This is a genomic window from Pseudomonas sp. RC10 (assembly GCF_038397775.1).
Lineage (GTDB): Bacteria > Pseudomonadota > Gammaproteobacteria > Pseudomonadales > Pseudomonadaceae > Aquipseudomonas > Aquipseudomonas bambusae.
The window spans coordinates 809,687-834,275 of the sequence record NZ_CP151650.1; the positions used below are offsets into that span (position 1 = coordinate 809,687).

Consider the following 24,589-nt stretch of genomic DNA (forward strand, 5'->3'; position numbering starts at 1 on the left):
AAAAGAAAAACCGGCACACTCCACCAACACTTTCACAGCTGGAGTGAAAATGATCCGCATCGACGATCTGACGCTGTTCGTTCGAACTGCCGCGCTGGGCAGTTTTTCAAACGCGGCACGGGAGGTTGACCTGCTGCCAGGGCAAGTGGCCGCGGCGATCAAACGCCTGGAACGCGAATTGGACATTCGCCTGTTCGCCCGTTCGACCCGCAGCCTGCGCCTCACGGCAGAGGGCGAGCAATACCTGCCGACAGCGCGAGCGGTGCTCGATGCGTTGAAAGAAGGGCGCGAAAAACTTCGCCGCGAAAGCGCCGAGCTGCAGGGCACGCTGCAAGTGTCCATGCCGTCGGATTTGGGGCGCAATGTGATGCTGGAATGGCTGACCGGGTTTCGTCGGCAGCATCCTTCGTTGAACCTGCGCCTCTTCGTCTCCGATCAAGTGGCCGATATTTTCCGCGATCCAGTGGACGTGGCGATTCGCAGCGGCGTGATCGAAGACGCCAATTACATCGCGCTGCCGCTGGCCCCCTGGAATCGCCGCGTATTGGTGGCCTCCCCCGATTATCTGGCGCGCAAGGGGCGGCCTGCGGCGTCCGATGATCTGCTGCAGCACGACTGCCTGCTGTACATCATTCATGGCCGGGTTTATGACAAATGGCCGGTGGGCGGGCGGGTGTTCACGGTCGCGGGGCCGCTGCTGACCGACGATGCCGATCTGGTTCGTCGTTGGGCGGTGGCGGGCGAGGGCATCGCTTATAAATCGTGGGTCGATGTGCGCGAGGATGTGCTGGCGGGAAGATTGGAGCTGCTGCTGCCGGATTACCATGGCGAACTGGCGCCGCTGAATTTCGTTTATCCCCATCGTCAGCAATATTCTCCGGCAGTGCAGCAGCTGTATTCGATGTTGAAGAGCCGGTTTGCGGAGTCTGAAAGCGGGTTGCCGACGTTGTTGTAAGCGCAGTGCACATCTTGTCACTGGGCAAACACGGACTTCCTGTAGGAGCGAATTCATTCGCGAAAGGGTGTCCTGGCAACACGTCCTCGTCGTTTGGTCCACCTTTCACGAATGCATTCGATCCCACAGGTTTTGCCTTTCCACGCGATCAGGGTGTCAGCGAGCAGGTCAATGGGAATGCCGTGGCTCGCCGCTTCTGGCAATCACCCTCAAGTGCAACGTCGCGGGTTCCAGACACCCCCCTGTCGACAGTTGCCCCACCAACTGGCGATACAGCTCCTGCCACGGCGTTTGGGACGCAGGCATTTTCGGTTCGAAATGCGCGCGGCGCTCGGCCATTTCTTCGTCGCTGACCAACACATTCACGCTGCGGTTGTTCAAGTCCACCCGCAGCCGGTCATTGGTTTTCAACAGCGCCAAGCCGCCGCCCACCGCTGCTTCAGGCGACATGTTCAGGATGGAAGGGCTGGCCGAAGTGCCGCTCTGGCGGCCATCTCCCAGGCACGGCAAGGAGTCGATGCCGCGCTTGATCAGTTCGGCGGGAGGGGCCATGTTCACCACCTCGGCACTCCCCGGATAGCCCACGGTGCCTGCGCCACGAATCACCAGAATGCAGCGCTCATCGATTTCAAGCGCCGGGTCATTGATGCGCTCGTGGTAGTCCTCTGGCCCTTCGAAGACGATGGCGCGCGCGTCGAAGCTGTTCTCTGCGCCCGGCTCGGACAGATACGTCTTGCGAAACGCTTCGCCGACCACCGACATCTTCATGATCGCGCTGTCGAAGAAATTGCCGCTCAACACGATGAACCCCGCACGGTGCTTGAGTGGATCGTCGTAGGGGCGAATCACGTCGGCGTCGTGGGCGAGGGTGTTACGCACGATCTCGCCAATGGTTTTGCCCGACACCGAACCACAGTCCTCATGCAGTTTTCCGGCTTTTTGCAGTTCGTGCATCACTGCCGGTACGCCGCCTGCGCGATGGAAGCCCTCGCCGAGGTATTTCCCCGCCGGCATGCAGTTCACCAATAGCGGAATGTCCTCACCGATGCGCTGCCAGTCATCCAGACTCAATTCGACCCCCATGTGGCGAGCGATGGCGATCAGGTGCGGCGGGCAGTTGCTCGATGCGCCCAGCGCTGAGGCCACGGCAATCGCGTTTTCAAAAGCTTCACGGGTCATGATCTGCGAAGGCCGCACGTCTTCACGCACCAGGTCGCAGATGCGTTTGCCTGTGAGGTACGCCATCTGGCCCCGCTCGCGATAAGGAGCCGGAATGCTCGCGCAGCCGGGCAACGACATGCCCAGCGCTTCGGCCAGCGCGTTCATCGACAGCGCCGTGCCCATGGTGTTGCAGTGACCCACCGATGGCGACGCGGCGGTGGTCATTTCCATGAAACCTTCGTAGTTGATCTCGCCCGCCGACAACAAATTGCGCGCATGCCAAAGCACGGTGCCAGAGCCGATCAGCTCGCCCTTGTGACGGCCATCGAGCATGGGTCCGCCAGACAAGACGATTGCCGGGAGGTCAGTGGTGGCGGCGGCCATCAGGCAGGCCGGGGTGGTTTTGTCGCAGCCGGTGGTCAGCACGACCCCGTCCAGCGGATAGCCATGGAGGATTTCAACAAGGCCTAAATACGCAAGATTGCGGTCCAGCGCTGCCGTGGGGCGGCGGGTCTGTTCGGCCATTGGGTGCACCGGGAATTCCATCGGGATACCGCCCGCGTCTCGAATCCCCGCCTTCACCCGTTGCGCGAGTTCCAGATGATGACGATTGCAAGGGGCCAGATCACTGCCGGTTTGTGCGATGCCAATGATGGGGCGTCCAGATTGCAGTTCTTCCCGGGTCAAACCGTAATTCATGTAACGCTCGACGTAGAGCGCCGTCATGTCGGCGTGGGAGGGGTCATCGAACCATTGCTGGCTGCGCAGGGGGCGTTTGGGTGATTCGGACATGGTTCGGGCTTCTCTTGTCATTGGAATATCTGGCAACACGACTACAGCATGACGTCAGCGCGCGAATTAACGCGACAGTAATCCCCGCGCCGCCAGGTTGTGAAACAGCGCGCCGACCCCGAACGTCCACGGTGTTGCGTGGCTGCTGTGGGTGACTTCGTTATGCAGGCCGCCGAGCAACCGGCTGCTGATGCTGACCTGATCCAACAATTTGTGGGTAAAACCGCTGCCGACGGTATCCCGGTCTTCGGTCGGGGCGAACAGGGTGCCGAGAAACAGCAGGAAACCGTCCGGGTACTGGTGATTCGCGTTGAGGGTCTGGGCCGCGATGTCTTCCGGGTCGCGGCTGATCTGCGACATGGAACTGGAGCCCTTGAGAACGTAGCCGTCTTCACCTTTGACGCGCAGGTCGACCACGCAATGGCGCACGTCGTCCATCGAAAACGTCTCGTCGAACAATCGAATGAACGGGCCGATCGCGCAGGACGCGTTGTTGTCCTTGGCTTTGCTGAGCAGCAATGCGCTGCGACCTTCGAAGTCACGCAAATTGACGTCGTTGCCGAGGGTTGCGCCATGAATCTGCCCGCGACTGTTCACCGCCAGCACCACTTCAGGCTCTGGATTGTTCCATTCCGATTTCGGATGAATGCCGATTTGGCTGCCGCTGGCCACGGATGCCAATACGGGCGCTTTCGTGAAAATCTCGGCATCAGGGCCGATGCCGACCTCTAGGTATTGCGACCACATTTTCTGCTCGATCAGCAGTGCTTTGAGGGTTTTTGCCTGATCGGAGCCTGGCCTGATGTTGCGCAAGTTATCGCCGATGGCGCCTTGCACGATTGCCCGTACGCTTTCGGCCTTGGCCGGGTCGCCCGCAGCCTGCTCTTCAATGACGCGCTCAATCATGCTGGCGGCGAACGTCACACCCGCGGCCTTGATCACCTGCAAGTCGGCGGGTGCCAGCAGAAAGGCTTTGTCGAGGTCAGGGGTGGCGGTGGAATTGGCGAGCAGGTCTTCGAGGCTGGCAATCAACGTGCCTTGGGTTTCGCGCACCGCCTGGAGGGGGGATTGTGCCTCTAACAACTCGCTCAACGTGGCGAAGCGTTTGGACAGATCGAATACCCCGTCACTGCGCAAAACCACGGGTGAGGGTCCGCTGACCTTGCCGGGCACCCAGGCCCGACCAATCAATGTGCCGCTGAGGCCATCCGCAGGCAGCGTGTTCTCGGGAGTCAGTTGAATAGGCATGGCAGTCCTCGAAGGTTCTTGTGCTTTTGCTCCCGACCCTAATCAGCGACGGCGATAAACTCCAATGACATCTGCTCAATTATCGATAACACTGGGTTATCGAAAATTGAGGTTGCTCCCATGTCCGATCTGTCCTTTCAGACAGTCTGTAACTGGCTCAAATTCAAGCATCTGGTGTTGATTGACACCTTGGCGCGGACCCGTAACATGCACGCCGCCGCCTTGCACATGAACCTCAGCCAACCTGCCGTCAGCAAGATGCTCCGTGAAATCGAGCGGTTGCTGGGATTCGACCTCTTCGAGCGCCTGCCGCGCAACATGCCGCCCACTGCGTTGGGTGAACACGTCGTGCGTTACGCGCAAATTGCGTTGAATGACGCGAACAAGTTCGTTGACCAGATCAGCAGCCTGCGCGAAGGCGGTCACGGGTTTTTGAAGGTGGGCGCGATCTTCGCTGCCACCGCCGTCGTGCTGCCCAGCGCTATCGTGCAGTTGAAGCAGCGCTGGCCTTTGCTCTCAATCGAGATCGTGGAACAGACCAGCGATCACCTGATGGAAATGCTCGACGACAAAAAGCTCGACCTCGCTGTGGCCCGATACACCCATGAGAATCAGCAGCAGGTGTACGATTTTCAGGCGTTGGCGCCCGAGCCCTTCTGCATGGTCGTCAACAGTCAGCATCCGCTGAACGCATTGAAAGAAACGCCACTTGAGGAATTGGGAAACTGGCCCTGGATTCTCTACCCGGTGGGCACGCCGATCCGGGCGCGAATGGAGCAGGCCTTTGCCAAGGCGGGTATCGCGCTGCCGAGAAACACCATCGACACCATTTCGATGCAGACCTTCCTTCAAGTGCTGCAGTCGGGACCGATGATCGCCATGTTGCCAGCGCCGATGGCTCAGCCCCATCTGGAAAGCGGCCTGCTGAAGGTGCTCAACACTCCTTTGAAGCTGGCGCCCCAGGACTACGGAATCCTGACCCGCAAAGGTGAACCGCTGCTCGGCGCTGCGTCAGAGTTTGCTGAAATCCTGCTGGCGCATACGGAGAATGCTCGCGTGAGTCGATAACCTCGGGTTATCGATCAATGGAAACATCTCATTATTCTTCATCTGTCGGTTGTCAGTACCATCCGCTCGTGTCTTGACCCCCATAACAACAATACAGGCGCGTTCAGTGCCTGGAGGTCCCACCATGGCAACCGCATCCGCTCGCCTGCCCGAATCCTCGGGCGCCGAACAAGCCAGCTTCGAAGATCGCACTTACCGCAAAGTCATTCTGCGCATCCTTCCCGTCCTGCTGCTGTGCTACATGGCGGCGTACCTCGATCGTGTGAACATCGGCTTCGCCAAGCTGGACATGCTCAACGACCTGCAATTCAGCAACACGATCTATGCATTGGGCGCGAGCATCTTCTTCTGGGGCTATTTCATCTTCGAAGTGCCGAGCAACCTCTTGCTGCATCGCTTCGGCGCACGGTTCTGGATCGCACGGATCATGCTCAGTTGGGCCATCGTTTCAATGGCCGTTGCCTTCACGGTGCCATTGGCGAAGTTTTTCCACATCGAGTCGGAAACCATGTTCTACGTGCTGCGTTTTCTGCTCGGCATTTGTGAGGCAGGTTTCTTTCCCGGCGTCATCCTTTACCTCAACTATTGGTTTCCGACCCGTCGTCAAAGCCGGGTAATGTCCGGCTTCCTGATGGCTATGCCGATCAGTCTGACACTGGGCGGGGTGATTTCCGGCTGGCTGATGACTCGCATGCAAGGTGTGCAGGGTATGGCGGGCTGGCAATGGCTGTTGATCATCGAAGGCATTCCGTCGGTGATCATGGCCTTTGTAGTGCTGGCGTTCATGGCCAACAACATCGATGCCGCCAAATGGCTGTCCCCGCAAGAGAAGGCAATGCTCAAGGCCAACCTGCAGACCGATAGCACAGGTAAAGCGTCGAGCTTGCGCGAGGTGTTTTTCAACGGGCGAGTGTGGCTGCTGGTGCTGATTCTGCTGACCTTCAATACCGGCTTCTACGGCTTGGCGTTCTGGATGCCGTCGATCATCAAGAGTGCTGGCATCTCCAACCCGCTGGACATCGGCTTGCTGACGGCCATTCCCTACGGTATCGCCGTGATCGCCATGACCCTCAATGCGCGTCATTCCAACAAGACCGGTGAGCGCCGGCTGCACGCGGCGATTCCCGCGATCATCGGTGGCATCGGGCTGATCCTCAGCGCGTATTTCGCCAACAACGTCGTGCTGTCGATTGTCTTCCTCAGTGTGTCGGCGTCCGGCGTGCTGAGCCTGATGCCGATCTACTGGACGCTGCCCGGCACGGTGCTGTCAGGTGTCGCGGCCGCTGCGGGCATTGGCATGATCAACGCCATCGGCAATCTCTCGGGCTTCACCGGTTCGATGATTACGGCCGTTGCCGAGAACCTGACAGGCAACATCAACGACGGCACCTACGTGCTGGGGGCCTGTCTGTTCGTCAGCGCGGGCCTGATCCTGTCGATTCCCAAAGCCATGCTGGGCAACCACAAAACCGAGGCAGCGCAGCCTGTTGGTGAATTCTCCAACGCCTGACATCAACCTTGGACTTTTCTGACGCCTCTCTTTCTGTGGGAGCGAATTCATTCGCGAGAGGGGCGTTCGGGCGATGCATCCCTGTCGCCTGGCCATCTTTCGCGAATGAATTCGCTCCCACAGGGGCATAGGGTTCGGCCCGAAATCTGTGGCGCGCCACTGCTCACCTCATCCGCCTGCCATCGCCATCCGCGATGGCAGGCTCGCCAATGCCTGATATACGCCCCCACTCTGCACTCCTAACATCGGTCGCCTACCCGGTCGTTGCCGGCGAACTGAAAGGAGAACCCATGAAAAACTTTCGAATCGGCCAAATCGTTCCCAGCTCCAACACCACCATGGAAACTGAGATTCCGGCGATGCTGACCTCGCGTTACGGTCTGTTTCCGGAAGAGCATTTCACCTTCCACTCTTCGCGCATGCGCATGATGCACGTCAGTCCTGAAGAGCTGAAAAAGATGGACATCGACAGCGACCGCTGCGCGCTGGAACTGAGCGATGCGCGGGTGGACGTCATGGCTTATGCCTGTCTGGTGGCGATCATGTGCCAAGGCGCGGGCTATCACAAAGTCTCGCAGGAGCGTCTGGGCAAAACCGTTGTCGGCAACAAGTCCAGCGCCCCGGTGCTCAGCTCGGCGGGCGCGTTGATCGACAGCCTCAACCTGCTCAACTACAAGAAAATCTCGATCATCACCCCGTACATGAAGCCCCTGACCCAACAGGTCATCGACTACATCGAAGCGGCGGGCATTGAAGTGGTCGATTCCATCAGCCTGGAAGTGTCCGACAACCTCGAAGTTGGTCGTCTGGACCCGATGAACCTGGTGGCCCACGCCGACAAGCTCAACATCGGACAAGCCGATGGCGTCGTTCTGTCGTGCTGCGTACAAATGCCGTCGCTGCCTGCGATTCAGGTCGTACAGGATCGTCTCGACAAGCCGGTGCTGTCGGCGTCCGTCGCCACGGTCTACCAGATCCTGAAAAGCCTCGGTCTCAAAGCCCAGGTGCCGAACGCCGGCCATCTGCTGTCGGGCCAGTTCTGACCCACGACATGACGAGGTACTATGGCGGCCACGCAGGCCAACGCCCGGTACCTCTCATGAAGCTTGATCCCGTTTCGCTGCGCCTTTTCGTGAGTGTCGTCGAAGAAGGCACCATCGCAGCCGCCGCCCAGCGTGAACACATCGCAGCGGCGGCGGTGAGCAAGCGGCTCAGCGAGCTGGAAGAGCTGCTCGACTCCAGACTGCTCAACCGCACCAACAAAGGCATCACCCCCACCGATGCGGGGCTGTCGCTGCTGTTCATGGCCCGCAGCGCGCTGAACAACCTCAACGAAATCGTCGTGCAGATGCGCGACTATTCCCACGGGCGGCGCGGCTCGGCCAGCGTTTTGGCCAACATCTCGGCCATCACCCAATTCATGCCCGGCCTGATTCAATCCTTCATGGCCGACTACCCGCTGATCAACATCAGCCTCGAAGAACAGCAAAGCCTCGCCATCACCAAGGCTGTCGCCGAAAACCGTGCCGACATCGGCATCTTCACCCGGTTGCCACACGGCGCCGACATCGAAGTCTTTCCGTTTCGCACTGACCGCCTGGTCCTGCTCGTGCCCAACGACCACCCTTTGGCCGAGCGCGAAACCGTCGACTTCAACGACACCCTTGACCACCCTTACGTCACCTTGCGCAGCGGTACCCATCTCAATTTTCAACTGATCAAAGCCGCCAACGACCTCGGCCGCTCCCTGAAAATTCGCATGGAAGTCTCCAGCTACGATGCGCTCTGCCTGATGGTTCAGGCGGGTGTCGGCATCGGCATCATGCCCGAGGGCAGTGTCGGGATTTACAAACTCGATGGTGCAAAGGCGGTGCGTCTGGATGAAGCGTGGGCGAGTCGTGAATTGAGCGTTTGCGTGCGGTCGAGAGAAGGACTGTCGACAGCGGCAGGGCTGTTTCTTGAGCACATCCTAAAAGCCGAACCGCAGACGGATTGATGCTCCTGGGCTACAAAAAACCGTCTTCGCATCGAGCTTGATGCTCGCGAGCTACAACGTGTCCACTCTTTTCGATATCGCCGAGATGCTCAAGCACGCGCGCAGTGAGGCTCAACTGAGCCAGGAAGCCATCGCCAACCGAGCGGGCGTGTCGCGCTCGACCGTGGCCCGCATGGAAACCCTGGCCAAAGGCGATATGAGCGTTTCAGCGTTAGTCCGCCTGCTCGAAGCAGCAGGGTATGACTTGAGACTGGTGAAGGCCGGTCATCAACGGACGGTTGAGGACATCTTGGCGGAGCAGCGTTCAGGGGCTATGAAGTGACCTGTTCAGATTGGCCGTTCGGAATTGCTGGCACCCCGGCGACCCAAGTGGCTTGCACGAGCATCATGTAAGGAATGAATAGGGGGCCCATACGGACCCCTTATCAGTGCATCGGCTGCTTACATCGCTGTGCGGAAGATCTCTTCGATCTGGTCCTGGTTCGCCGGGCGTGGGTTGGTGAAGCCACAGGCATCCTTCATGGCGTTGGCCGCCAGAGTAGGGATGTCGTCGGCCTTGGCGCCCAGCTCGCCCAGACCACCCGGAATGCCGATGTCGCCCGACAGTTTGCGGATCGCCGCGATGGCAGCGGCGGCGCCGGCTTCGTTGTCCAGACGCTGCGTGTCAACGCCCATGGCCGTGGCCACATCTTTCAGGCGCGCCGGGCAGACGCTGGCGTTGAAGCTTTCCACGTGCGGCAGCAGCACCGCGTTGCACACGCCGTGGGGCAGGTCATAGAAGCCGCCCAACTGGTGCGCCATCGCGTGCACATAACCCAGCGACGCGTTATTGAACGCCATCCCCGCGAGGAACTGCGCGTACGCCATGTTTTCCCGTGCGGGCATGTCGCTGCCGTTGGCGACGGCGGTGCGCAGGTTGGCAGAAATCAGCTCGACGGCTTTCAGCGCACACGCGTCGGTAATCGGCGTTGCAGCGGTGGATACGTAGGCTTCGATCGCGTGAGTCAGTGCGTCCATGCCCGTGGCGGCGGTCAGGCCTTTCGGCATCGCGGCCATCAGCGACGGGTCGTTCACGGACAGAAGGGGTGTGACGTTGCGGTCAACGATGGCCATTTTTACGTGGCGGGTTTCGTCGGTGATGATGCAGAAACGGGTCATCTCACTGGCCGTACCGGCCGTGGTGTTGATCGCGATCAAGGGCATCTGGGGCTTGGCAGATTGATCGACGCCCTCGTAATCGCTGATCTCCCCGCCGTTGGCCGCGACCAGCGCGATGCCTTTGGCGCAGTCATGGGGCGAGCCGCCACCGAGGGAAATGATGAAGTCCGCGCCGCAGAGCTTCAGTTGCTCCAGGCCTTTCTCCACGTTGCTGACCGTCGGGTTGGGCTTAGCGCCGTCGAAGATCGTGGCATTGATGTCCTGCTGTTGCAGCAGCCCGGCCACCTTCGCCGCGACCCCTGCCTTGGCCAGCCCGGCGTCGGTCACGATCAATGCGTGACGAAACCCATACTTGCGGATCGCGTCTGTCGCCTCGTCGAGACTGCCGATGCCCATCATGTTCACAGACGGAATGAAGAACGTGCTGCTCATTGATTAATCCTCTTCTTATGGTTATTTGGCCGGGAGGCCGGAGGTCCACTCATCAAGTGAGGGTCATCCTAGGAGCATGAAGAGGGGGGCTAAATGGTTCTTTAGGGGGCAGGAGTGGGGGTCTTTGGTCGTAGTGGCGGTTTGGGTGCCATTGCAAAAGCGTAAATTTGGCAACACAAGCCAAGGCAGGTCGCTGGTCCTCGCAGCCCTGACCGGTTAAGGTTCTGACACCGATATCCAATCAACGCAAGACGGTTCCAATTTGATGTCCGTAAGAAGCCCTTGGTGTGTTCTGCTCGTTCAGAAGGACCTTCGTGTAAATCAGCAGAATCTAACCAGTTTCATTTTGAGCGTGGTCGATGTGCTGCCTTATGACTTCAAACAAGTGGAGGTTGGTTGCATCGCTTTGAGCACTGCAGCGGTCTGTGGCCAGCCTAGGGGCAATTCATGACTCTTGAGCGCAATGCTGAATACCTTGCCAGCCTCGTCCGAGAGTTGTGTAAGCTCCCAGCCGAAACACCTTGGCTAGAGTTCAAACACAACAACGCGGACCCGCAGGAGATAGGCGAATACCTCGCGGCGTTATCCAACGCTGCAGCGCTGGACGGTAAGAGCAATGCTTACTTGGTTTGGGGTGTGAGCGATAAAACTCATGAGCTTGTCGGTACGACCTTCAAGCCTCACAGCGCTAAAAAGGGCAACGAGGAGCTTGAGAGCTGGTTGTTGCGTCTTTTAAGCCCTCGCCTTCATTTTCGGTTCCATACCTTTGAAGTTAACGGTAGTCCTTTGGTTTTGCTTGAAATCCCGAGTGCGTACGGAAAGCCAACGACGTTCGAAGGCCGTGAACTGATACGTATCGGTTCGAATAAGAAACCCCTCAAAGATTTTCCTGAGCAGGAACGAACACTTTGGCGAGTATTTGACCAAACACCTTTCGAGGATCTGTCAGCAGCGAGCAATCTGGATGCTGCTGAAGCCTTGGCCCTCCTTGACTATCCCGCATACTTCCAGCTGTTGGGACTGCCTTTGCCTGCAGACCAGAGCGGTATCCTCAGTCGCTTGCAAGAAGATGGCATGTTGCGCTGTGATATCGCAAAACGTTGGGAAATCTCGAATCTTGGCGCGATTCTTTTTGCGCGTGAGCTGGAGAAGTTCAAGGGCTTGTCGCGAAAAGCAGTTCGCTTGATCGTCTATGAAGGTAAAGGGCGATTGAAGACGTTGCGCGAGCGGCAGGGGCACAAAGGCTACGCCAGCGGTTTCGAGGGACTGATTGAGTATCTCAGCGTCCTGTTGCCAAGAAATGAAGTCGTAGGCAAGGCGCTGCGCAAAGACGTCCCCATGTACCCAGATTTGGCTGTACGTGAACTCATCGCCAATGCCCTTATCCATCAGGATTTTTCAATATCGGGCGCCGGTCCGATGGTAGAGATATTTGAGGACCGTCTTGAAATCACCAACCCGGGTGAACCTCTGGTCGATGTAGATCGCTTTCTCGACAGCCCTCCCCGTTCGCGTAATGAGGGTTTGGCCTCTTTTATGCGCCGAGTAGGTATCTGTGAGGAACGCGGCAGCGGTGTAGACAAGGTCGTTTCCGAGACGGAGCTCTTCCAATTGCCACCACCTCGGTGGGAGCGACCAGTAGGGTCATTACGAGTCGTGCTCTTTGCTCACAGGGTTCTTAAGGACATGGACAGGCATGAACGAACCTACGCCTGCTACTTGCATGCTTGTCTGCGCTATGTACTTCGTGACCCTATGACCAACACGACGCTTCGCGAGCGATTTGGCATTGATGCCAAGAACAGTGCGATGGCGTCTAGGATCATTCGTGATGCCAAGGAAGCAGGGATGATCAAACCTTATGAGGAAGGGCAATCAAATAAAACCTCGCGTTATTTGCCCTACTGGGCCTGAGCCACGGCGTATTTGACTGGTATTTGACTGGGATGCCTTTCGTCTCATCAAAATTTAGCGTCTACGGGCCTAAATGGGGCCGCTTGAGGCCCTTGACCCTACGTTTTTTGTTTGATGGGTATTTGACTAGGGGTGAGATCTGCTATGGAACGACGCGACGCGCGGTCGTCATGACTTCAAGCCGACGGGTACTCGCCTGCCCTTGCAACAGGCGAGTATGAAAGTGCGGCTGAGCGTTAAGCGTTAGCCCGCAAAGCCCTGACCGACTCCTCAGCATTCGCCTTCCTCGCCATCTCGGCGACTTCCTTGGCTACGATGGTCTTCCCGATCGGTGCGAGAGCGATGCCAGCCAGTTTCAGATGCTGAATTCCGAAGGGGATGCCGATGATGGTGATGAAGCACGCGAGAGCCGACATCACATGCCCCAATGCCAGCCACAATCCACCGAGGACAAACCAGACGACGTTGCCCAGCAGGCCAAGGCCGCCGGTGCCAATGTCGTCTTTCAGGTGCAGTTCTTTGCGGCTGATCGCTTCTTTGCCAAACGGGAAGAAGGAAAACTGGCCGATCACAAAACAAGCTCTGCCCCATGGGATGCCGATGATGGTCACAAAGGCGAGGACGCCGATGATCCACCAGGCCAGGCCCATGAAGAGACCACCGAGGATGAACCACAGAAAGTTGCCGATAGCGCGCATTGCTTACTCCTTGTTTGAGAACTCAGTCCATTGAGATACAGCGGGGACGGAAGGCTAGCACGGTGCATGCATCTGGAAAAGATGCTGAAACGTGCAAAGTCTCAATAGGCGGGCATTAAAAAGCCGGCTTGTGGCCGGCTTCTCGGTGACAGGTTTGGTTAGTTTTTGGCTATCCGCACCCATCCGCAAAAGTGCGCGCTGCGTGCAGGCGCTTGTCAGGTAGACGAGGCGTCGCACAGGGCGGCGCCTGGTCGATCACCCATTAGCGGGTAGCCGATGGGTGTTGAAACGAAGGCGTGCAGGATACTCACTCTTGCTTCGTCTGCCCAGTCCTGGTGCGCTGCGATGAGTCGTTCAGGCGCCGCTTTTTATCCGTCATGGCAAGGTGGCGGGGTGGCGGCGGTTGTTGAGGGTGGACCACCAGAAGATCCAGCCCAGAATGTGGATGTGTTGGTCCTGTATCTGTTCGGCGCTGAAGATTTCATCGGGGTATTCGCTGGCGTTGTGGCTGCGCAGTCGCAGGCCACCGCCGGGAAGACGATAGAGGTATTTCACCCTGAGCATGCCGTCGTGTTCGAGGGCGTAAATTTCGCCGTCGATGACGTTAATGCGGCCGCGGTCTACGCCGATGAGCGAGCCGTCCTGAATCTTGTCGGCCATGCTGTTGCCGACCATGGCGACGCAGATGGCGTTATGCAGTTGGACGTCCATGGCATCGAGAACGCGGCGCGCCAGGCGCACTTTGTGACCATGGATTTCGCCGATGCTGCTCTGGCCGGGGGGCTGGGTCATGAGTTCGCTGTAGAACGGCATGTCCAGTTCATCGCGAGCACCTGTGCGTTCGGGCCGTGTTTTAGTCGAGACGTTCAGTCCGATGTTGCCGCCGTCTTCTCCGGGGTGTTTTGGACCTTCGCCGCTGCGCAGCCAGCGAACGTTGACGCTGAGCAGTTCGGCCACTTCTTCCATGCGCGCCATGGGGATGCCGCGTTTGAACCAGTTGTTCACGTGTTGCGGCGTTACCTTGCGGTTGGCGGCGAAGTCCGTTGCGGAGAGATGGCACTCCCGCAGAAGTACGCGTAGTCGATCACCTGATGTATTCATGGTGCAAAGTTTACGTGCGGTTCAAGTTTGTTTAAATGAACGAAGTGTTCAAATGCGCAGGCAGTCAAAGAGTTTGGGGATTATTTAAGTTATGACATCTGACTGTTTCTGTAGGGGGATTCATTCACTGTTTTGCAGTGGCTCAACAATGCCTGGAGAGCCTGAGTAGCGCGGCTCAGGGCTGTTCGGCCGAGAGCGTACGGAATAGAGCCGCAACTTCGAACATTCTTGAAAATTCTGTTGCCGAAAAGAGGCGTGCCGTTTGATGCGCTAAACAAAATGTTTGAAGGGCCAATGCTTTAAACATTTTTGTCGGCCGGACGGACGAAAAAAACAGAAAAAGACAAATATTGAGACACCGGGAGCGGCGTAGCGGGTATCGCGAGAAGGAAGTTGTTGCCACCTTCGAAGCGGCAGGCGCTTCGGAGGTGGCGAACCGGATCAGCCCTTGTAGGCAGCGACCGATTTGGTGATGGCTTCACGAGCGGCGTCTGCACCGGCCCAGCCTTCGATCTTGACCCATTTGCCTTTTTCGAGATCTTTGTAGTTCGCGAAGAAATGCTCAATCTGCTGGATCAGCAGCGGTGGCAGGTCGGTGTATTCCTTCACATCGACGTACAGCTGGGACAGCTTGTCGTGTGGGACTGCGATGACCTTGGCATCGCCGCCGCCGTCGTCGGTCATGTTCAGCACACCGACTGGACGGGCGCGGATCACCGAGCCTGGCGCAACCGGGTAAGGGGTCACGACCAGCACGTCGAGGGGATCGCCGTCGTCAGCCAGGGTGTTTGGGATGAAACCGTAGTTGGCCGGGTAGAACATCGGCGTGGCCATGAAACGGTCAACGAACAGAGCGTCGCTTTCTTTGTCGATCTCGTATTTGATCGGCGCGTGGTTGGCCGGGATCTCGATTGCGACGTAGATGTCATTCGGCAGGTCTTTACCGGCCGGAATCTTGCTGTAGCTCATTGGGCTTTGCCCCCCTTGGTTGACCATTCAGAATCTGGCGTCCAACGCCAAAAGTGGCCCGGATTATAGGCACATTCCAGACGCGATGCCACGCGTGGCGGGCGTCTTCCGGACGTTGGGACGAGCCTGATAGACCTGCGTTTGCGACTTAAGTGCCGGTCGGTAGCGCCATCAGTCGCGACAGAGGGTCCTGCCGATAAAAGGCCTTGAGTTGGGCGTAGACCTCGGGGTAGGTCTCAACCAGCAAGTCCGGCGCACTGAAGAAGTATTCGCTGGTGACGGCAAAAAACTCGGCAGGGTTTTCGGCCGCGTAAGGGTCAATGGCGGTTTCCGTGTCCGGGTTGGCGTCCAGCTGGCGGTTCATGTCATCGAACGCGGCTTGCATCACGCGCGCCCAGTCGGCGACGCGCATGTCATTGTGCAAAGGCGGATGACCATTGGCGTCGCCGTTGAGCATGTCGAGCTTATGCGCCAGCTCGTGGATGACCAGGTTGTAGGCCTCCCAGCCGCCACTCGACAGCACACCCGGCCATGCAAGAATCACCGGGCCTTGCGACCAGGCTTCGCCGCTGTGTTCGCCATCCCACTCGTGTTCAATGCCGCTGGCGTCGCGATGCCGCTGCGGGCTGATGAAATCGTCGCCGTACAGGACGATTTCGTGAAAGCCCTGATACCAGTTCAAATCCCCCAACGCCAGCAGTGGCAACTGCGCCTGCGCGGCCAGGAACAGGCGCGACTCATCGTCCAGCTCGACGCCTTCCAGCGCGGTGAGGTGTTTGGCGTGGAGAAACAGCACGCAGCTGTCGAGCAGGTAACGATCCTCTTCAGCGGTCAGGCCATCGAGGATCGGCAAGCGCTGACGGACCCGGCCCCACAGGTCCGGGTCGATCGGGTTCCGCGCCAGCGTGCGACGTTTGAGCCAGCCGCCCAATGACCACATGGTTTAGCGCGCGGCGGCGGAATTGCCCCGGCGGCTGCGGATCAGGCCAATGATCATCGGCAGCAGCGAGATCAGGATGATCGCGAGCACCAGCAGGGTCAGGTTTTTCTTGATGAAGGGGATGTTGCCGAAGAAGTAGCCCAGCGTGACCAGACTGCCGACCCAGAGGATCGAACCCAGCACGCTGAATCCCAGGAAACGGAAATAGTGCATTTTGCCCAGGCCTGCGACGAAGGGGGCAAAAGTGCGGATGATCGGAAGGAACCGCGCAAGGGTAACGGTCTTGCCGCCATGGCGTTCATAGAATTCGTGTGTCTTGGTCAGATAGTCGCGGCGGAAAATCTTCGAGTTGGGGTTCTTGAACAGTTTATCGCCGACCGTGCGGCCGATCACGTAGTTGGTGCTGTCGCCGATGATCGCAGCCGCCATCAGCAGGCAGGCCAGCAGAACAGGGTCCAGGCCGCCACCCGCTGCAACGGCGCCAGCGATGAACAGCAGTGAATCGCCCGGCAAGAATGGGGTGACCACAAGGCCCGTCTCACAAAAAATCACCAGGAACAGGATCGCGTAGACCCAAGTGCCGTAGTTAGTCACCAGCATGTCGAGGTAGACGTCGAGATGAAGAATGAGGTCAAGCGGGTTGAAATCCATGTACGGCACCTGATTGAGAGACCCGGACCGGGTCACGTGCGAGGTCGATAAGTACTGCTGATGTGGGGCGGCATTATAGAGGGAAGAAACGGGATGTTGCCGAGCGCCTTATGCAGATCGAAACATTTGGTAGTGATGGGATATGAGGCCCTGTAGGAGTGAGCGTGCTCGCGATGGCGGTTTACCGGCTACTGCACTTCAATCTGACAGATCGCAATCGCGAGCAAGCTCACTCCTACAGAGATAAGAGGCGGTGAGCCTTCGGAGAAGGTCCATTCACGCCACTGCCGGCAAGCCGGACTGCTACAGGGGCAGCACAACCCTTCAATTAATCGGCAAGGTGTAGTTCTTGAACTGCGTGTCTTCCTTGAAACCGATCGACTCGTACACCTTTTGCGCCACTTCGTTGTTCGCGCTGGTGGACACGCGCATGCGTACCGCTTGGGTTTCCCGGGCCATTTTCTTGGCTTTCTGCATCAGGTGATCGGCCACCAACTGGCGGCGCGCATCTTCGGCGACGTAGATGTCATTCAAAATCCAGACGCGTTTGAGGGACAGGGAGGAATAACTCGGGTACAGCTGACAGAAGCCCAGCAGCTTGCTGTCGTCATCGTCTGGCAGCGCCAGGTAAATCACCGACTCGTCGCGGCTCAGGCGTTTTTGCAGAAAGTCGCGGGAGGAATCGGGGAAGGGGTGTTCGCCGTAAAACTCACGGTATTTGACGAACAACGGGGTCAACAGGTCCAGGTGCTCCAGGGTGGCTTGGATGATCCGCATGGTTGGGCCTCAGCTTCATTTGCAATTCATGAAAGGGGGAGGACGCGCCTGGCACGGGGACAGACGATCTGGACTGTGCCTAAGCGGTTTAGAAAGCGCAATCCAAAAGCAGGTACAAGGTTTCCATACACCGCCGATCACTGTGGGAGACGCCGGAGGTACGACGGCAGCGAAGCGGTAGGTAAGCGATGGATGCGTTGCCTGACACACCGCCGTCGCTGCCGTCGTACCTCCGGCGTCTCCTACTGGTCCGGCGTATCCAAAAGCGTTGCCAATAAAAACGGCCTCCGAAGAGGCCGTCATTTGAAGCGCTATCGCCGAATCAGAAGAAGCCCAGCGGGTTGATGTCGTAGCTCACCAGCAGGTTTTTGGTCTGTTGGTAGTGCTCAAGCGCGACTTTGTGGGTCTCGCGGCCGACGCCGGATTTTTTGTAACCCCCGAACGCAGCGTGTGCCGGGTACAGGTGGTAGCAGTTGGTCCACACGCGACCGGCCTTGATGGCGCGGCCTACGCGGTAGGCGCGGTTGATGTCGCGGGTCCACACGCCAGCGCCCAGACCGAACTCAGTGTCGTTGGCGATGGCAATGGCTTCTTCTTCATCCTTGAAGGTGGTCACGCTGACCACTGGGCCAAAGATTTCTTCCTGGAACACGCGCATGGCGTTGTTGCCTTTGAGCAGCGTCGGCTGGATGTAGTAGCCGGTGGACAGGTCGCCTTGCAGTTTTTCCACCTTGCCGCCGGTCAGCAGCTCGGCGCCCTCGCCTTGAGCGATTTCGAGGTAGGAAAGGATCTTGTCGAACTGCTGCTGCGACGCCTGTGCACCGACCATGGTTTCGGTGTCCAGCGGGTCGCCGCGTTTGATCTTCAGGACCTTCTTCATCACCACTTCCATGAACTGCGGGTAGATCGACTCCTGAACCAGGCAGCGGGAAGGGCAGGTGCAGACTTCGCCCTGGTTGAAGAACGCCAGCACCACACCTTCAGCGGCTTTGTCGATGAATTCCGGTTCGGCCTTCATCACGTCTTCGAAATAGATGTTCGGCGATTTGCCGCCCAGTTCCACGGTGGACGGAATGATGCTGTCCGCCGCCAGTTTCATGATGTGCGAGCCAACCGGGGTCGAGCCGGTGAACGCAATTTTCGCGATGCGTTTGCTGCTGGCCAAGGCTTCACCGGCTTCGCGGCCATAGCCTTGCACCACGTTGAGCACGCCTTTTGGCAGCAGGTCGCCGATCAGCTCCATCAGCACCGCGATGCCCAGCGGGGTTTGCTCGGCAGGCTTGAGCACGATGCAGTTACCGGCGGCCAGGGCTGGCGCGAGTTTCCAGGCGGCCATCAGCAGCGGGAAGTTCCACGGGATGATCTGACCGACCACGCCCAGCGGTTCATGAATATGGTAGGCCACGGTGTTGCCGTCGATTTCAGCAGCGGTGCCTTCTTGCGCACGCAGGACGCCCGCGAAATAACGGAAGTGATCGACTGCCAGCGGGATGTCGGCGTTGAGGGTTTCGCGCACGGCCTTGCCGTTGTCCCAGGTTTCGGTCACCGCCAGCAGTTCGAGGTTCTGCTCGATGCGGTCGGCGATTTTCAGCAGGGTCAGCGAGCGTTCCTGAACGGACGTCTTGCCCCACGCATCGGCAGCGGCGTGGGCGGCATCCAGGGCTTTGTCGATGTCTTCGGCAGTGGAGCGAGGAAAGGTTGCGATCAGCTTGCCTGTGATAGGCGAGGTGTTTTCAAAGTATTGGCCTTTGACCGGCGGCACGAATTCGCCACCGATGTAATTGCCGTATTGGGACTTGAAGGTAACGATCGAGCCTTCAGTACCGGGATGGGCATAACGCATGGTGAATATCTCCTTGCTCTTGTGATTGTGTGGGGATAACGCGCTGCTTGCGCTTATGGAAAGCGTAGAGCAAAGCGCGGGCCATTGCCGTCTGGTGCCCGGTTTATAAGGGTTCGGTCGGAAAATCAGTGGCTTGGTGGCGCTTCCTGTTTCGATTGCGGCACAGCATGCGTGACACTTTGTATCGAATGTGGGACAGCCGAGGGGTTTGCGCCTTTGGAAGCATTGCAATGGCTTCGGGCGAGGAGGATGCTGGTTCGCAACTCCCCAAGCGCTCACCTTGGAAGAAGAATAAAAATGCACAGCAATCCTTTCGCTCGCCACGCCCAGCAAGTTCTGACAGTCGCCCAAGGCAAATCCCACCATCGTTACGGCCCCGGCGCCGACCCTTCCATCGCCCGCTCTTGGGTGCGTTGCCTTGAGGACTATCACCTCGACCCTGCCCAGGCGATGGCGCCGACGGTTCTGGAACACGCCCGTGTGCTGGAAAGTCGCGAGCGTTTGCAGCAGGTGCTGACCATCGCGGGCGGCGAGATGAACAGCCTGCATCAACAACTCTCGGGCGGTAATGCCGTGCTGTTGACTGACGCGCGGGGTGTGATCCTCAACTGCGTGACCGAGCCGGGCGAGCGCAAGATTTTCGAGCGTGCAGGCCTTTGGCTCGGCGCGGACTGGAGCGAAGCGCGAGAAGGCACCAACGGCATCGGCACCTGTCTGGTCGAGCGGCAATCGGTGACCATTCATCGCGACGAGCATTTCCGCGGTCGTCACACCGGCCTGACCTGCTCCGCCAGCCCGGTGTTCGATCCCCATGGCGAATTGCTCGCTGTTCTCGACGTTTCGTCAGCGCGGCACGACGTCTCGCGACAAAGCCAATTTCACACCATGGCGCTGGTGAACCTGTCCGCGAAGATGATTGAAGGCAATTATTTCCTGCGCCATTTCGATGATCAGTGGCTGCTGCGTTTTCATTTGCAGGCCGGATCGGTCGGGCTGTTCAGTGAAGGTCTGCTGGCGTTCGATGGCGAGGGACGGGTCAGCGCGTTGAATCAGAGTGCCTTGAACCTGTTGAGTCTGGCCCGTACCGATCTGATCGGTCAGCCGGTGGAGGCGCTGTTCGATTGTTCTCTCGACGAACTGATGAGCCGCGCGGCACCCGATGCGGCGGCCAGTTGGCCGTTGCGTACGCGGGATGGGCGCGGATTCTTCGCCGTGTTGCGTGGGCAATCTCGGCCCGGGCTGAAAGTGCTGTCGGCGCCTGTTGTGGACAAAGCCGTCGCGCAACCTGCATTGAGCGGAATTTGTCTGGGAGACGAAGGGCTGCGGACTCACTTTCGTCGGGCGTTGAAGGTCTTCGAACGGGACGTGTCGCTGTTGATCAATGGCGAAACCGGCTCCGGCAAAGAGGCGTTTGCGAAGGCGGTGCATCAGGCGAGTCAGCGTTCGGACAAACCTTTCGTGGCATTGAACTGCGCGGCGATCCCGGAAAGCCTGATCGAAAGCGAGCTGTTCGGTTATCGCGGTGGCAGTTTCACAGGGGCACGCAAGGAAGGCATGCGCGGCAAGCTGCAGCAGGCGGATGGCGGCACGCTGTTTCTCGATGAAATTGGCGACATGCCCGTGGCGCTGCAAACACGCCTGTTGAGGGTGCTGGAAGATCGGCTGGTGGTGCCAATTGGCGGCGAGCCGCAGCCTGTCGATGTAAGAATCATCAGCGCCACCCACCGGAATCTGCTGGGGCGCGTGGAAGACGGCAGCTTTCGAGAAGACCTTTATTACCGCCTGAACGGCCTGGAAATCGCCCTGCCGTCTTTGCGTGAACGGAGTGACAAAGCACAGTTGCTCGATTTCTTGCTAGAAGAAGAGGCGGGCGGTCATCCCGTGCAGATAGACACGGAAGCGAGGGAAGCCCTGTTGGGCTTCAACTGGCCAGGCAACGTGCGGCAAATGCGCAATGTGTTGAGGACGTTGGCGGCGTTGTGCGAAGACGATGTCATTGGCTTTGAAGATCTGCCTGCGGTCATTCGGCAAGGCGTTGTACAAACGAAGGCTGAAACTGACGACACCCCCGAATCTCCGCTGGACTGCGCCGAGCGTTCAGCCCTCATCGCCACCCTCGAAGCCCAACGCTGGCACATGACCCACGCGGCGCAGGAGCTGGGCGTGAGCCGCAATACCCTATATAGAAAGCTGCGCAAGCATGGGATTTCACGTTAGCGAGGCGTACAACAAACCACTGTGGGAGCGAATTCATTTGCGAGACGTCGGCACAAACGACGGGGGTTCATCGGCGGACATATCGCATCGCAAATGAATTCGGCTCGGATATGTGTTCGGCGACCCTCTCGCGATTCAATTGCCCCGTGCGCGCTGCCCACCTTCTACGCTAACCTGCGCCCATGTTTTAAGAGGTTGGTCATGCACATTCATATTCTGGGTATTTGCGGCACGTTCATGGGGTCGCTGGCGGTGCTCGCCAAGGATCTGGGCCATAAAGTCACGGGCTCCGACGCCAACGTCTATCCGCCGATGAGCACACAGCTCGAAGCGCAGGGCATTGAGTTAATGCAGGGTTACGACCCTTCCCAGCTCGATCCCGCGCCGGATCTGGTGGTGGTCGGCAACGCCATGTCGCGGGGCAACCCGGCTGTGGAATACGTTCTGAACAAAGGCCTGCCGTACGTTTCCGGCCCTCAATGGCTGGCCGATCACGTGCTGCGCGGTCGCTGGGTGTTGGCGGTTGCAGGGACCCACGGCAAGACCACCACCAGCAGCATGCTCGCCTGGGTGCTGGAACACGCGGGTATGGCGCCGGGCTTTTTGATTGGCGGCGTGCCGCAGAATTTTTCCGTGTCCGCCCGTCTGGGAGACACGCCATTCTTCGTGGTTGAAGCCGACGAATACGACAGCGCCTTCTTCGACAAACGCTCAAAGTTTGTTCACTACGGCCCGCGCACCGCGATCCTCAATAATCTTGAGTTCGATCACGCTGATATCTTCCCGGATCTGCCCGCCATCGAGCGTCAATTCCACCACTTGGTACGCACGATCCCGAGCGAAGGCCTGGTCATTCATCCGACCACAGAGCCTGCGCTGGAGCGTGTGATCAAAATGGGCTGCTGGACGCCGGTGCAAACCACTGGGCAGGGCGGTCAATGGCAGGCGAAGCTGCTCAGCGAAGATGGCTCGAAGTTCGAAGTGCTGTTCGAAGGCGTCGCGCAAGGCGTAGTCGATTGGGGCATGACCGGTCAGCACAACGTGGCCAACGCTTTGGCGACCCTGGCCGCTGCGCGCCATGTCGGCGTCGTGCCGCAGCAGGGCGTGGAGGCCCTGAGTGCGTTCAAGAGCGTGAAGCGCCGCATGGAGAAAGTCGCCGAGGTGCGCGGCATCACCATTTATGACGACTTTGCTCACCATCCGACTGCTATCGCCACCACGCTGGACGGCCTGCGCAAGAAAGTCGGCGACGCGCCGATCATCGCCATCGTCGAGCCCCGCTCCAACTCCATGAAGCTCGGCGCGCATCGCGACGGCTTGCCAGAAAGCGTCGACCAGGCTGATCAGGTGGTCTGGTACGCCCCGGCCAATCTGGGCTGGGACCTGGCCGCAACCGCTGCGCTGTGCACAACCCCGTCGGTCGTCTGCGACACGCTGGACGCCATCATCGAGCGCGTGAAGAGCCAGGCTCAGCCCGGCACTCACGTGGTGATCATGAGCAACGGCGGCTTCGGCGGGCTGCACGGCAAGCTGGCCGAGGCGCTGAAATGAGCGGCCCGGAACGCATCACGCTGGCCATGACCGGTGCGTCCGGCGCGCAATACGGGCTGCGTTTGCTGGATTGCCTGGTGCGCGAAGACCGCGAAGTGCACTTCCTGATTTCCAAGGCGGCGCAGTTGGTAATGGCGACTGAAACCGACGTCACGCTGCCGCCCAAGCCACAGATGATGCAGGCATTTCTGACCGAATACACCGGCGCGGCCGACGGTCAGATTCGCGTGTACGGCAAGGAAGACTGGATGTCCCCTGTGGCGTCTGGCTCGGGCTCGCCAGCCGCGATGGTCGTGGTGCCGTGCTCGACCGGCACGTTGTCGGCCATCGCCACCGGCGCCTGCAACAACCTGATCGAACGCGCCGCCGACGTGACGCTGAAGGAACGCCGCCAACTGATTCTGGTGCCTCGCGAGGCGCCGTTTTCCAGCATTCACCTGGAGAACATGCTCAAGCTGTCGAACATGGGCGCGGTGATTCTTCCTGCGTCGCCTGGCTTCTATCACCAGCCGCAGACACTCGATGATCTGGTGGATTTTGTCGTGGCGCGGATTCTCAATCTGCTGAACATTCCTCAAGACATGCTGCCGCGTTGGGGCGAGCATCACTTTGGCGCCGATGAATAAGAAACTGTTTGTCCTCACCCTCGGGTTGGTCATGGCCACCGGTTGCTCGACCGTTCGCACGCTGGACGCCAATCAACCGGGCGCGCCGGTGGTGTATTCCGGCACTCGGCTGGACCTGTACGCGATTAATGGCGGGTGCTGCGAAAAGGACCGGTTCGGCGCCGAAGCCCCGGAATACCCGATGCTGGACCTGCCCGGCAGTGCGTTGCTGGACACCGTGCTGTTGCCGTTGTCCGTGCTGACGGCGCTGGGCGTGGGGTATGGGGCGACAGGGGGGCTGTAGATGTCGCGACACTGTAGGGGTAAGTGGCCTGATTTACTTCCCTAGCCTTCGCAATTCATCCGACTCCACAATCCGCACCCCATCCTGTTCTTCCAGCGCCAGCCGCCACAGCGCGCGAGCCAGATTGCACGCTTCGATGCCGCCGTATTTGCCCGGAATCAACTTGGCGATGGGCGCCGCCAGTTGTTCCACCAGACGCTGATCCTCACGTTCGCCAATCAACAGCGAAGGGCGGGCGATGGTCAGTTGCGGCCAGTTCTGTTCCTTGAGCGCTTCCTCCATTTCGCCCTTTACGCGGCTGTAGAAAATGCTCGATTCGGGGTCGGCATTTACCGCGCTGATCACCAGCAAATGACGCGCGCCGAGTTCGCGGGCGCGTTTGCCGAAGGCGACGACCATGTCCATGTCCACCGCCCGGAAGGCGTCTTGCGAACCGGCTTGCTTGATCGTGCTGCCCAGGCAGCAGAAGGCGATATCGACCCGACCGCCCAATTGGGCCAGCAGCGAGGTGAAATCACCGACAGGGTTTTCCAAGTGGGGATGCTCAGCCAGCGGTCTGCGGCTGGGGGCCAATACACGGCTGACAGTGGGTTCGGCGAGCAGACGGTCGAGCAAGTGTTCCCCCGTCAAACCCGTCGCTCCGGCAAGCAGGATGTGTTGCGGCGTCAAGTACATGGTCGTTCTCCCTTGATACGCCAC

General features: G+C 59.0%; 22 protein-coding genes. 11 read left to right on the top strand and 11 right to left on the bottom strand.

Going from position 1 to position 24,589, the window contains the following annotated elements; genetic code table 11:
* The first annotated feature begins 49 nt into the window (after positions 1-49).
* A complete protein-coding gene (locus AAEO81_RS03700; protein WP_341961700.1) occupies positions 50-955 on the top strand; it encodes a LysR substrate-binding domain-containing protein in 906 nt (301 codons plus the stop codon).
* A 168-nt stretch (positions 956-1,123) separates the two neighbouring features.
* Here AAEO81_RS03700 and AAEO81_RS03705 read toward each other — a convergent pair whose 3' ends face one another.
* Positions 1,124-2,908 carry an IlvD/Edd family dehydratase gene (locus tag AAEO81_RS03705; RefSeq protein WP_341961702.1) on the bottom strand — a complete coding sequence of 595 codons (1,785 nt, stop codon included), beginning with the start codon at positions 2,906-2,908 and terminating at the stop codon, positions 1,124-1,126.
* 66 nt (positions 2,909-2,974) lie between these two features.
* Positions 2,975-4,156 carry a fumarylacetoacetate hydrolase family protein gene (locus tag AAEO81_RS03710; protein WP_341961703.1) on the bottom strand — a complete coding sequence of 394 codons (1,182 nt, stop codon included), beginning with the start codon at positions 4,154-4,156 and terminating at the stop codon, positions 2,975-2,977.
* A 120-nt stretch (positions 4,157-4,276) separates the two neighbouring features.
* Between AAEO81_RS03710 and AAEO81_RS03715 the strand changes: the two genes are divergently transcribed.
* The 5 genes from AAEO81_RS03715 (at position 4,277) to AAEO81_RS03735 (ending at position 9,052) form a co-directional block, all read left to right on the top strand.
* Positions 4,277-5,224, top strand: coding sequence for a LysR family transcriptional regulator (locus AAEO81_RS03715; RefSeq protein WP_341961704.1), 948 nt, complete (start codon positions 4,277-4,279; stop codon positions 5,222-5,224).
* A gap of 124 nt (positions 5,225-5,348) precedes the next feature.
* The gene (locus tag AAEO81_RS03720; RefSeq protein WP_341961706.1) at positions 5,349-6,734 is read left to right on the top strand and encodes an MFS transporter; all 1,386 of its coding nucleotides are present in this window, start codon (positions 5,349-5,351) and stop codon (positions 6,732-6,734) included.
* 290 nt (positions 6,735-7,024) lie between these two features.
* Positions 7,025-7,777, top strand: coding sequence for an Asp/Glu racemase (locus AAEO81_RS03725; protein ID WP_341961708.1), 753 nt, complete (start codon positions 7,025-7,027; stop codon positions 7,775-7,777).
* A gap of 56 nt (positions 7,778-7,833) precedes the next feature.
* Positions 7,834-8,730 carry a LysR family transcriptional regulator gene (locus AAEO81_RS03730; RefSeq protein ID WP_341961709.1) on the top strand — a complete coding sequence of 299 codons (897 nt, stop codon included), beginning with the start codon at positions 7,834-7,836 and terminating at the stop codon, positions 8,728-8,730.
* A 58-nt stretch (positions 8,731-8,788) separates the two neighbouring features.
* Positions 8,789-9,052, top strand: a complete 264-nt coding sequence (locus tag AAEO81_RS03735) for a helix-turn-helix transcriptional regulator (RefSeq protein ID WP_341961711.1) — start codon at positions 8,789-8,791, stop codon at positions 9,050-9,052.
* Positions 9,053-9,171: 119 nt separating this feature from the next.
* Here AAEO81_RS03735 and yiaY read toward each other — a convergent pair whose 3' ends face one another.
* Positions 9,172-10,320 (bottom strand): L-threonine dehydrogenase, encoded by a 1,149-nt coding sequence (gene yiaY, locus AAEO81_RS03740; protein ID WP_341961713.1) that lies wholly within the window; start codon positions 10,318-10,320, stop codon positions 9,172-9,174.
* Positions 10,321-10,767: 447 nt separating this feature from the next.
* Between yiaY and AAEO81_RS03745 the strand changes: the two genes are divergently transcribed.
* The gene (locus tag AAEO81_RS03745) at positions 10,768-12,234 is read left to right on the top strand and encodes an ATP-binding protein (RefSeq protein ID WP_341961715.1); all 1,467 of its coding nucleotides are present in this window, start codon (positions 10,768-10,770) and stop codon (positions 12,232-12,234) included.
* A 236-nt stretch (positions 12,235-12,470) separates the two neighbouring features.
* Here AAEO81_RS03745 and AAEO81_RS03750 read toward each other — a convergent pair whose 3' ends face one another.
* From AAEO81_RS03750 to AAEO81_RS03780, 7 genes are all read right to left on the bottom strand, one after another.
* A complete protein-coding gene (locus tag AAEO81_RS03750) occupies positions 12,471-12,932 on the bottom strand; it encodes a YccF domain-containing protein (RefSeq protein ID WP_341961717.1) in 462 nt (153 codons plus the stop codon).
* Positions 12,933-13,307: 375 nt separating this feature from the next.
* Entirely contained in the window at positions 13,308-14,033 is a 726-nt protein-coding gene (locus AAEO81_RS03755) for an XRE family transcriptional regulator (RefSeq protein ID WP_341961719.1), read from the bottom strand.
* A 441-nt stretch (positions 14,034-14,474) separates the two neighbouring features.
* A complete protein-coding gene (gene ppa / locus AAEO81_RS03760) occupies positions 14,475-15,002 on the bottom strand; it encodes an inorganic diphosphatase (protein WP_110947834.1) in 528 nt (175 codons plus the stop codon).
* Between the two features lie 148 nt (positions 15,003-15,150).
* The gene (locus AAEO81_RS03765) at positions 15,151-15,942 is read right to left on the bottom strand and encodes a M90 family metallopeptidase (RefSeq protein ID WP_341961722.1); all 792 of its coding nucleotides are present in this window, start codon (positions 15,940-15,942) and stop codon (positions 15,151-15,153) included.
* A 3-nt stretch (positions 15,943-15,945) separates the two neighbouring features.
* Positions 15,946-16,593: a DedA family protein gene (locus AAEO81_RS03770; RefSeq protein ID WP_166597459.1), complete on the bottom strand. Its 648-nt coding sequence runs from the start codon at positions 16,591-16,593 to the stop codon at positions 15,946-15,948.
* A 324-nt stretch (positions 16,594-16,917) separates the two neighbouring features.
* A complete protein-coding gene (locus tag AAEO81_RS03775) occupies positions 16,918-17,370 on the bottom strand; it encodes a GNAT family N-acetyltransferase (protein ID WP_166597460.1) in 453 nt (150 codons plus the stop codon).
* Positions 17,371-17,692: 322 nt separating this feature from the next.
* Positions 17,693-19,213, bottom strand: a complete 1,521-nt coding sequence (locus tag AAEO81_RS03780; protein ID WP_341961723.1) for an aldehyde dehydrogenase family protein — start codon at positions 19,211-19,213, stop codon at positions 17,693-17,695.
* Positions 19,214-19,510: 297 nt separating this feature from the next.
* On the opposite strand from AAEO81_RS03780, the gene AAEO81_RS03785 reads away from it, so the two are divergent.
* The 4 genes from AAEO81_RS03785 (at position 19,511) to AAEO81_RS03800 (ending at position 23,890) form a co-directional block, all read left to right on the top strand.
* Positions 19,511-21,430, top strand: coding sequence for a sigma-54-dependent Fis family transcriptional regulator (locus tag AAEO81_RS03785; RefSeq protein ID WP_341961724.1), 1,920 nt, complete (start codon positions 19,511-19,513; stop codon positions 21,428-21,430).
* Positions 21,431-21,631: 201 nt separating this feature from the next.
* Entirely contained in the window at positions 21,632-22,981 is a 1,350-nt protein-coding gene (gene mpl / locus AAEO81_RS03790; RefSeq protein ID WP_341961726.1) for a UDP-N-acetylmuramate:L-alanyl-gamma-D-glutamyl-meso-diaminopimelate ligase, read from the top strand.
* Positions 22,978-23,607, top strand: a complete 630-nt coding sequence (ubiX, locus tag AAEO81_RS03795; protein WP_341961727.1) for a flavin prenyltransferase UbiX — start codon at positions 22,978-22,980, stop codon at positions 23,605-23,607. Before mpl ends, ubiX begins: the two co-directional genes overlap by 4 nt.
* Positions 23,600-23,890, top strand: a complete 291-nt coding sequence (locus tag AAEO81_RS03800) for a YceK/YidQ family lipoprotein (protein WP_341961728.1) — start codon at positions 23,600-23,602, stop codon at positions 23,888-23,890. Before ubiX ends, AAEO81_RS03800 begins: the two co-directional genes overlap by 8 nt.
* Before the next feature lie 33 nt (positions 23,891-23,923).
* Here AAEO81_RS03800 and AAEO81_RS03805 read toward each other — a convergent pair whose 3' ends face one another.
* Complete coding sequence (locus tag AAEO81_RS03805) at positions 23,924-24,565, bottom strand: oxidoreductase (protein WP_341961729.1); 642 nt, start codon at positions 24,563-24,565, stop codon at positions 23,924-23,926.
* Positions 24,566-24,589: the final 24 nt, after the last annotated feature.